Source organism: Myroides marinus (assembly GCF_900109075.1).
In the GTDB taxonomy this organism is placed as follows: Bacteria; Bacteroidota; Bacteroidia; order Flavobacteriales; family Flavobacteriaceae; genus Flavobacterium; species Flavobacterium marinum_A.
In genome coordinates this window covers 39656-49918 of record NZ_FNYS01000025.1, presented here as the reverse complement: position 1 = coordinate 49918, position 10263 = coordinate 39656, and the positions used below count along the sequence as shown (strand labels likewise).

Annotated in this window: 9 protein-coding genes; 6 read left to right on the top strand and 3 right to left on the bottom strand. The window is 28.5% G+C overall.

Annotated elements, in window-relative coordinates; all coding sequences use genetic code 11:
- A partial coding sequence (gene tnpA, locus BMX53_RS16815; protein ID WP_074747851.1) for an IS66 family insertion sequence element accessory protein TnpA occupies positions 1-257 on the bottom strand: 257 nt, incomplete at its 3' end.
- Positions 258-328: 71 nt separating this feature from the next.
- Between tnpA and BMX53_RS16810 the strand changes: the two genes are divergently transcribed.
- From BMX53_RS16810 to BMX53_RS16795, 4 genes are all read left to right on the top strand, one after another.
- A complete protein-coding gene (locus BMX53_RS16810; RefSeq protein WP_244154535.1) occupies positions 329-898 on the top strand; it encodes an assimilatory sulfite reductase (NADPH) hemoprotein subunit in 570 nt (189 codons plus the stop codon).
- A 288-nt stretch (positions 899-1186) separates the two neighbouring features.
- Positions 1187-2632: a TSUP family transporter gene (locus BMX53_RS16805; RefSeq protein ID WP_074747848.1), complete on the top strand. Its 1446-nt coding sequence runs from the start codon at positions 1187-1189 to the stop codon at positions 2630-2632.
- Positions 2633-2870: 238 nt separating this feature from the next.
- Complete coding sequence (locus BMX53_RS16800) at positions 2871-4925, top strand: sensor histidine kinase (RefSeq protein ID WP_083394433.1); 2055 nt, start codon at positions 2871-2873, stop codon at positions 4923-4925.
- A 179-nt stretch (positions 4926-5104) separates the two neighbouring features.
- On the top strand, positions 5105-6310 hold the full coding sequence (locus BMX53_RS16795; RefSeq protein WP_143061443.1) for a hypothetical protein: 1206 nt from the start codon (positions 5105-5107) through the stop codon (positions 6308-6310).
- Here BMX53_RS16795 and BMX53_RS16790 read toward each other — a convergent pair.
- Both BMX53_RS16790 and BMX53_RS16785 read right to left on the bottom strand, forming a co-directional pair.
- The gene (locus BMX53_RS16790) at positions 6307-6933 is read right to left on the bottom strand and encodes a cysteine hydrolase family protein (RefSeq protein WP_244154534.1); all 627 of its coding nucleotides are present in this window, start codon (positions 6931-6933) and stop codon (positions 6307-6309) included. The two genes, BMX53_RS16795 and BMX53_RS16790, sit on opposite strands and share 4 nt — an antisense overlap.
- A gap of 38 nt (positions 6934-6971) precedes the next feature.
- Entirely contained in the window at positions 6972-7463 is a 492-nt protein-coding gene (locus BMX53_RS16785) for a nuclear transport factor 2 family protein (RefSeq protein ID WP_074747840.1), read from the bottom strand.
- A 101-nt stretch (positions 7464-7564) separates the two neighbouring features.
- Here BMX53_RS16785 and BMX53_RS16780 point away from each other — a divergent pair, with 101 nt between their 5' ends.
- A complete protein-coding gene (locus tag BMX53_RS16780; RefSeq protein ID WP_074747837.1) occupies positions 7565-7888 on the top strand; it encodes a MerR family transcriptional regulator in 324 nt (107 codons plus the stop codon).
- A gap of 890 nt (positions 7889-8778) precedes the next feature.
- Entirely contained in the window at positions 8779-9900 is a 1122-nt protein-coding gene (locus BMX53_RS16775; RefSeq protein ID WP_074747834.1) for a hypothetical protein, read from the top strand.
- Positions 9901-10263: the final 363 nt, after the last annotated feature.

Genomic DNA, 10263 nt, shown 5'->3' with positions numbered 1-10263 from the left:
CTTAGGTCTTTCGTTTCTAAACGTAACTTCACTCCATTAGGATAGACAATCTCGTATTGTTTACCATCTGTTTTTGATGTTTTACTTATTGCTATAAAGTTACTTGAGCCTTCTTGCTCTGTTTCACCCTTAAACTTTACTACCCAATAACTAAATGTCGCTAGCTTAATTCCAACACTTTCACAATACTTTGATTGTGTCAATCCACTTGCTTGCCAATCCTCTACATGAGAGTACATAATTTCTTGTTTGCTCATCTCTTTATTATTTAAAGCAAACTTACTTCCTTACATTATATTATGAAACATGCACTTGCTCGGGTGCATACGTGGTAAGTAAAAATCAGAAAGAGTTTCTTTTTAATCTGTCAAAACTAGGTTTATCTGATTTTAAGTTCACTTGTAATCAAAACCTTATTCTAGGAGAGATAGCCTTAGAGGATAAATGGCAAGTAGAGAAATTATTAACCCAATACAATATAGGGCAAAATATTAGTAATTTAAGACAAAGCTCTATGTCATGTGTGGCCTTGCCAACATGTCCTTTAGCCCTTGCAGAGGCTCAAAGGTATTTACCCGAGTTAATTACCAAGATTGAACCTTTACTTGTAAAGCATAAAATAGACCAAGAAGATATTAGTATTCGTATGACAGGGTGTCCTAATGGTTGTGGTAGATCTTATTTAGCAGAGATTGGTTTTGTGGGCACTGCCCCTGAAGAGTATAATTTAATGCTTGGAGCTGATAGATATGGAACTAGGTTAAATCAGATTTATAAATCTAAGATTAAAGAGCCTGAAATATTGCAAGAACTAGATTATTTATTTGGACTTTACAAAAAAGAAGCTCTTGATCATGAAACATTTGGTGATTTTAGTTTTAGAAAATTCTTTAACTAGACCTTGTCTTGACTTAGGTAGAGATACCTCTTTAAGCTTAATAGCAATATTAAAAACTATAATTATTATGAGAGTCTGTTGTCTTTTATATTACTCTACTATATATTAAAATTAGTCTAGTTACTTAACCCCATAAGCAACAAGTAACTTTTTAAAATAGAAAACTTTATAAAGCCTTAATTATAGATTAGCTCCACCTTAAAAGGATCTGATCCAGGGGAAGTTTTTTCTTTTTTTAAGGCTTTTAAATACAAAAATAAAGAATAACCAATTGTAAAACAGTGTATTATGGAAAACACCTTGTTTCCGATTTTTTTAAAGACTCATCATTTAAACTTTCTTATAATAGGTGGTGGAAATGTTGGATTAGAAAAGACAAAGACTCTTTTAAAACAAAATCATCTAGCCAAAATAACTGTGGTATCAAGTGAGTTTAAAGATGAATTTAAAACTCTAATAAAGCAATATTCAAACCTTAAACTTACAGAGAGAGAATTTAATGAAACAGATCTTGATGGCAAAGATCTTGTTGTTATAGCCACGAATAATTCTTTTTTAAATCAACAAATAAAACAACTAGCCAATACTAAAAAACTTCTTGTTAATGCCGCGGATCAGCCTGATTTATGTGATTTTTATCTTGGATCGATAGTAAATAAAGGCCAGCTTAAAATAGCTATTTCAACAAATGGTAAATCACCTGTTTTGGCTCGCCGATTAAGAGAGTATTTAGAAAAAGAAATTCCTGAGAATATAAGTCAGAGTATAGATAATTTAAACCTGTTTCGATCTGGTTTAAAAAAGGGATTAAACCACAGAGTTGAGCAGTTAAACAAGGTTACTTCTGTCTTGGTAGAACCCAAAGAAAACAAAAGTTTTTTAGCCTTTAAGATGCTTTATATACCTGGTTTGGTTTTATTTTTCTTATTGGGATATATAGCCTCTGGTTATTTTTCTGTGTCTGAGTTAACTGGGGTATTTTCTTATTTACCTTCGGAGTTTTACTATGTACTTATAATAGGTTTTATAGCTCAAATAGTTGATGGAGCCCTAGGCCTTGGTTATGGCATGACTTCAGCCTCAGCTATGATGGCCATGGGGGTTAGTCTACCGGCTATATCAGGTAGTATTCATACCGCTGAGATGTTCTCAAGTGCTGTCTCAGGTTATACTCATTACAGGTTTAAAAATGTAAATAAAAAACTTCTTTTTTGGCTTAGTGTACCAGGGGTAGTAGGAGCTGTGTTAGGTTCTTTATTTGTTATTTATATAGGAAGTGAATATGAGTATATTGCCTATCCATTTGTGGCGCTTTATTTAATGATTATAGCCATACGCTTAATTGCTTTGGCTTTGCGCTCAAACATTGTTAAGAAGAAGATTAAGTATGTTGGAATCCTTGGATTATCAGGAGGTTTTTTTGACGCCTTTGGCGGTGGTGGTTGGGGACCTATTGTTACATCAACCTTGCTAACTAAAGGAAGACCTACTAGGTATGTTGTGGGAACGGTTTCTTTGGCAGAGTTTTTTGTGACCTTCGCTGCCTCTATGGTTTTCTTTTCTAAATTAGGTTTTGGTTACTGGTATATATTCTTAGGCCTAGCCTTAGGAGGTGTAATAGCAGCTCCATTAGGGGCTAAATTAGCCGGAAGACTTCCCAAGAGACTTTCTTATGTGTTTGTTGGAATACTAGTCTTTATAGCTAGTTTAAGAATAATAATAAAATTTATTTAGTGAATATCACTTCAAGAAATAAAAAAGGACTGCCTTTAAATAAAAAGACAGTCCTTTTTTATTACTCAGGTTTTTCAAAACCTGGTTCTGATTCACCTCCAGGTCCTGATCCATTACCACCACCAGTCCCTAGTTGATTTAAAAAACATAGATTATTTATTAGATCATAAAATATCAAAGCTATTGGGGTAATATAGTGGTGTATTATGTGAATTATGAACTATATTTGTTTGTTTTTATGAAAAAATTAATTAATAGTGTAATGTTGGTAAAATTGAGATTTATACTTGTATTTTTTTGTCTATGTGGTTTTTTAAATGGATGTAGTAAGGCTAGTGAAAATAAAGACCAGGGATTATTAAAAGATTTAAAAAAATATACTAGAAATTATAACCGAGTAAATATTACAGAAAAAACTAAGAAAGAGGCAGATTCTGTAGGTAGACTCTTGTTATCAGTGGCTAATACAAAGCAACAAAGAGATGTATTGATAAATTATATATTCTATGTGAATGATAATAGAAAGTATATTGATGAGTTACTTATTGGATCTAAGAAATCAAAAGATATTAGAGATGAGGGCTATGCTAATTATTTGTTGGCTAATATGTTTAATAAAACATTTCAGAAGGATAGTACTTATTATTATTTGACAAAATCTGAGTTTTTATTAAGTTCTATTAAGGATTCTATAGTATTACAAGATGTCTATGTATTTAAGGCCGTCTTACTTTTAAATGATAAAATTTATACAGAAGGAGAAGCTCAGATTATCAAATCGATGGCATTAAATAGAGATCAAAAAAGCCTTCGATTAAAATATACTGAAAGTCTTTGTTTAACTGATGCCTTAAAAGGTTTGGAACAGTTTGAAGAAGCACTAGTGGAGGCAGATCGTTGTTTAAAATATTTAGAAGACCCTGAGATAAAAAAATTTTATATAGATGATATCTTAAGGTTAAATAAGATAAGTGTATATACTACTATAGCTGATATTTACCTTAAACAAAAGAAATATATAAAATCAAAAGAGCTTATTATAGAGACAATTAAGCAAAATTTTACTAAAAATAAGTCAGAATACGATCCAATATTATTGTCCAAATTGTTGTTGTTTTTAGCGGAGGTGAATATAGAACTTAAACAGTATGATCAAGTTGAGAAAAGTCTGAAAGAAAACATTGATGTACAGCTTAAATACAATAATTTACATGATTATTATAGTGCTAAGACTTTATTGGCCAAATATTATTTTCTAGTTCATAAAGAGCCTAGTGCTTTAAATCTAGTGCAAGAAGTTATCTCTTACGCTAAAGAAAATAAAGATTTAGCTATAGAAAGAGATGCACTACTTGTTTTATTAGCATTTTACAAAAACAATAATCAAGATAATTTAAATCGGTATTTAGAACTAAATCATTTGATTCAAAATGAGAATATTGCTGCTAAAAATATGTTTACTCGTATGAGTTTTGAATCAGATGATTTATTAAAGACAAATAAGCAGTTACAAAAACAAAAAAGGCTAGTAATAAAAATAGCAATAGGTGTTTTTACTTTAGCAATTATTATTTTTTTTATTATTCTATTTAGGCAAAAGGTGAAAGAAATGTCTTTAATTAAACTATTTGAAAAAGATACTCATAAATACTATGACTCTATTTTAAATATTCAAAACGAATTATCTCAGGTCCGTATTTTAGAGCGAACTCAAATGGCTAAGGAATTACATGATGGAGTGTTAAACCGGTTGTTTATGACTCGTTTTTTATTGATGCAATTAGATCAGAAATCTTATGTAGAACATCAAGACTCATTAATTAATGAAATTAAAAAAATAGAGGAGCAGATAAGAGATGTTTCTCATACTTTGATAAAAGATAATGAGTTTAAAATTAAAGAATTTGATCAATTACTAGAAGATTTAATTGAGATACAAAACAGAAATCAAAAAGTAAAGTTTTCTTTATTTATGGATGAAAATATATCTTTTGATAATATAGATATAAAGTATAAGATACATATTTATAGAATTATACAAGAGTGCTTGCAAAATGTACATAAACATGCTAAGGCAACTGTGTGTAAAGTTTCTTTTATGTTTATAAACCAATATAGTTTTAGAGTAATAGTACAGGATAATGGAGTGGGGTTAAACACAACCATTAGAGGTAAAGGACTAGGACTTAGTAGTATTGAAAGTAGAGTGAAATTAATGAATTCAAAACTAATTGTAAGTAGTAAAAAAACTAAGGGAACAAAGATTCTTTTTAAAATAATTATGGATTTATAAGTATAATATAAAAAAGGTTTTGAATTATACTATTAAGTAAGTGATAGATATATTAAGATCTACTATAAGTATGAGGTGTTCTTTATCTGATTTACCATGTTAGTATTCTTTTTTAAGACAAAGAAGGAAGTAATCAAATATTGGATGTTTTATCGATTAACTTTGTTGATAGTTACAAAATGAGAATTATTACAATGATACTGAGAATTTATTCAATATTAATTTTAATTGCTTTGTTGTTTATTAATTGTACCAGACCTAATCAAAAAGCAAGAACTGATTATGATCAACTTTATGCTTTGTGGCATGAAGACATATTTAAAGATAGCATTGCAAGGGAATTAAAGCCTTATGTAAATACTGCTTTAACTCTAAACAATACAAAACAATCACGTGAGAAAATAGATAAACTGTTAGGTAAATTGCGTTGGACAAGAGATTCTATTTCTTTTTTTAAGTTAAGTAAAAAAGCAGTTTTATTTTCTAAAAGAGCTTCGGATGATAACTTATTGGCTAGTACTTATAATAATATTGGAATGTATTATCATGATATTGGCGTTTTAGACAGTACGTTTTATTACTATGTTAAGGCCGAAAATGTTTATAGGAGCCTTGGAGATTCTATGAAGGTAGGGGAGATGGAGTTTTTTCAAGCCAGAGTATTATATGAAAAAGGATTGACAATGGAGAGTGAAGTTAAAGTGGCAAATTCTTTAAAGATTCTTCAAGATTACCCATTAAATCCTGTACCCTTTGAAGCAAACCAATTAATGGCTTTATGTTTAATTGAGAGAGAAGAATATACAAAGGGTAAAGAATATTTATTAAAAGCTATTGATTTGATGTTAGCTGATTTAGGAAAGAATAAAGTACTTGATTCTAAGTATCTTTCCTATGCTATTGCAATGGGCTATAATAATTTATCTGCTTTAGAGATTGTGCTAGAAAATTATCAAAAGGCTTCTATAGACGCGCAAGAAGGACTAAGATATTTACCAAAAAATAGTTCTGAAATTTTATCAGGAACTTTAAAATCCAATAAAGCTAGAGCTGAGTTTTATAGCAGTCTTACCAATAATAGAGAAAAATCAGAGTCTTATATTTCAATTGTAAAGCAAAGTTATGAAATAGCAAAGCAATTAAAACATAATTATTTACAGTATAATTCAGCAATAATGGTAGCTGATATGTACTATGAATTAAATAATCACAAACAAGCCTTAGATTGGGCCAAACAAGCTTATTTAGTAGCAACGCAAAAACAATTGAAAGTATTAGAAAAAGAAGCTCTAGGTTTAATTAATGTACTTGAAAAATATATAAAAAAGATAGGTAGCATTTTTAGTTTAAATTCAGATGTATATCTTTTTTATGTGACTTATTAGTTAGTTAAATCTAATGAAAAAAAGTTTTCACTTGTTATATGTTCTCCAAAATGATGTACTATTTCTGAGAGAAAATAGTCTTGTTGTTGGTTGTTAAAAGCAGAAGTCGCATCTGATATCACTATAGAATTATATCCTTTTTCATGAGCATCTCTAAAAGTACTTTCTACACAAACATGGGTTGCATATCCTACAATGTATAGCTTATTTATATTGTTATTTCTAAGATAAGAGTCAAGATTCGTACCTGTGAAACCACTAGCTCCAGTTCGGCCACTTGTAATAAATTCATTTTTTAGAGGTTTTACTGATTCAAAAAAAGTGGCTCCAAAACTGTTTTCTTGAAATGTACCAGCGTTAGGAATAGCTTTTCTAAGTCCGCTTGTAGCATTACCAAGTTCAGGATATCCTTCTGTAAATTTTAAACCTACATGTATGATTGTTAATTTGTTTTTCCTTGCGAATTGAAGAACTTTCTCAATGTTACTAATTGAGTTTTTCATCATTGATTGGTCCTTAATTAAAGCTTTGTTTAGTTTTCCTTCTGGATGCATCCATTCGTTTTGTGTTTCAATTAAAACTAAGGCTATCTTGTTTTTAGTTTGAGCAATAAGTGTATTCATAATTAGTAGGTTTATTAGTATAAAAAAATAGTTTTTCATTATAGTTCTAATTTTAAAGGATTTGAAATATGTTCTTTGGATATTTTAGAAACAGCTTTCCATGAATCTTCAAATTTTATGTAAGATAAATAATCAGTGATTATTAGTTCATTGTTTCTAAAGAACTGTGTTTTTACAATAGCTATACTATCCGTTATATCTAGTACTTCAATTTTGTAATTAAGATTTCTTATGCCTGATTTCACTTTATCAGGAGAGTTTTTATAGTGATTAACCACTTCAATCCATTTGGCAAGAGAAAGTTTAAACAGATTGGTCCCATTGGCAATAAGGATATTAAAATCTGAGTGAAAACCTTTATTCATTTGTTCTACATTAAGCTGATTTAATGCTCCTTGTGCAAAGGTTTTTTCTACAACTGTAATTAGCTGGATTTTGTCTGGATCATTTAATAATTTTTCCTGAGATAACATTGTAAAATTTTTTAAAATAACTAAAGTGATTACTAATAGTTTAATTGTTGATTTCATACATTTTGTATTTATGATTTACATTAATTGTAAATAAATTACAATTGCAAATGAATAACTAATATTTTATATTTACAACATTAATTGTAAATAAATTACAAATGGAGGATGATAAAAATGGTAATGATTTATCTTTTGATTTTAAATTCTTAGATAAATTAGTTGTTGGTATTGGAGAAGTTGCTCAAATTACTGGTATTGCGACACGTCAAATTAGATATTGGGAAGAAAAAGGTATAATTACCAGTTTAACGGAGGAAGAGGGGAAAAACAGAAAATATAATTATGAGAATATCAAAAAGATGTTATTAATTAAAGAGCTAATGGAAGAGGGGTATACTTTAGATGCTTCAGCGGTGAAAGTAAATAAAAGAATGGAAATGATTGAATCTACTTTAAATAAACTCAAACAATATAAAGAATAAAGTTTTTTTGATTATTGATAATATCAACTGCAGTATTTTAATTGTTAAATAAATATCTTTTTAATGTTGATTTGTTACTAGTGTTTTTAAACTAATTTGGTCTAGTGTATCTTGGAGATAGTTTGTGTATAAGAAAAATTGAAGACTGTGAAGAAGAATTGTTTATTAAAAATTGATAATGTTATAAGGACTTTTAAAACTCTTATATATAACCGACTTAAATGCAAGAAAGCAAAAGATAACAATTCGAAATTTGCTTACAATGACTAATGATATGAATATGTTTGTTATCGTGATCCTAGAAATACAGAATTAAGAATGGATATGAGTTCTGATTCAATTGATTTCATTTTATAAGGACCTTTGGTTGTAGAATCAAGGGAAACTTGGAACTATCATGGATGAAATACATAATTATTGGTTAAGAATTATAAAATTAGTAAGTGACAATCTATCGATAAATTTGTTCCAAAAGGACTATTTAAGCCCTTTGGAATAACTAATTTGGATGGATATCTTTAACGAAGAATATGCCTGCAGTAGTAAGTAATAGGGGGCATTTTACATTATTCTATCTATACTTCACAAAAAAGATTATGTACTTAATAATAATATAAATAAATAACGAATCATAATTATAAGGTATTTAGTATCTGTTTTTTCGTGTTAATAGAATCTCCGTATGTTTTATTATAGGTGATTAGTTATTTTCTAATTTTTATATTGATTTAATGAATAATTTTTAAATATTGATTCGAATTATAGTTATATTGGTAATTAGTTTAATGATATTTAGATGTGGTTTTTATGAGGCTCTTGTGCCTTTTGTTTCGTGAAATAGCATGTTAAGCGTCATTAAACCTGAGTATAAACCCAAAAACATTAATTAGATGAATACTATAAATTCAAAGAAAGAATTAAACCAAACCAAATGGTTCTCTAAACTTTCATTATCTTTTTTAGCAATTGTTGGTGCTATAAATACTACTCTTTTTATAATAATGCCTCTTTTACCTTATAAACTTTCAAAGTTTATTCTTCCAGCAGGATTTATGGCCTTAGCATTGTCAATATTATTCTCTATTGGTTTTTCAATTTATTGGCATAAAAGAGAAAATATCAACTCTATAGTATATGTTTCTTGGCTTTCAATATTATTGCGTTATTGGATAGCTTTTTTATTATTAGATTTTGGTTTTCAAAAAATATTTGAAGTCAATTTCAACTATTCATATCATATCGATGACTCTCTGGTAAATTCATTAACAGGGCCGGAACTAACCTGGAAATACTATGGGTTTTCTTATGGGCTTTCTGTTATTGTGGCTTTTTTCCAGATAATAGGGAGTATCTTCTTATTATTTAGAAGAACTCTTTTATTAGGTGTATTAATACTTTTACCTGTAATGTTAAATATTGTATTGATTAATATTTTTTATAATATAGGACCAATAACATTATTTACATCTATTCTAATAACTTTAGGATTAGTTAATTTATTTTTACAGCACAGAGTTAAGGTAATAAGTTTTTTTGATCAGTATAAAAGTACATTACCATCCCTTGGTAGTAATTTTTTACGTTGGGTTGCTCGATTGTTATGTGTTATGATTCCTTTTCTGTTTGTTATTTATTATAATTACGATGTTCATCTTTCAAAAAAGTATTTTGGTAAATGGAAAGTTGAAAAAATGATACGTAATGGTGAAATAGTTGATGAGCAATCTTGGGTAAACGATACTTTAGCTTGGAAAACAATTTATATAGAAGAAAGAGGCAAAATGTTCTTTTGTCCCAACCCATATTTATATGTGGATAGTATATCTGTATTTATGAAGTATCATTACAATGGAAAAAATCAGGAATTTACGGTTATATCCTATGAAAATAATCCAAATAAACCTGATACAATTCCTGTTCTAATTAATAGTATTGATGATAAATCAATGCAATGGAAAATGATTTTTAATAAGGATACCCTTCAAATGGATTTAAAGAAACTTAATCATTAAGAAAATCAATGAGGTCCCTACATTACCAATTAACCAAGGAGTTTTAGTAATATATAATCATACAGCACCAGATCAACAGAAGCTTCCAACTAGAATAAGGAATTGGTTATTGGTCGATTATGGTTTATTTTACATTAAGTAACCTTTTATGCTCTTTTTAGTATATGTAATAAAGTAGTAAGTAAAATCAAATAAATTAATTCTTAGTACACGACAAAAAAGTTAATTAATTTTAAGAAAAATAAAGGAAAAATTGTTTGTGAAAATGGCTAATATTCAGTATATTAAAGAATTACTTCTAAGCTAATGTCTTTAAAAAACAAACACTAGCCTATGGTAACAAAAATATAGAATTTCTAATAG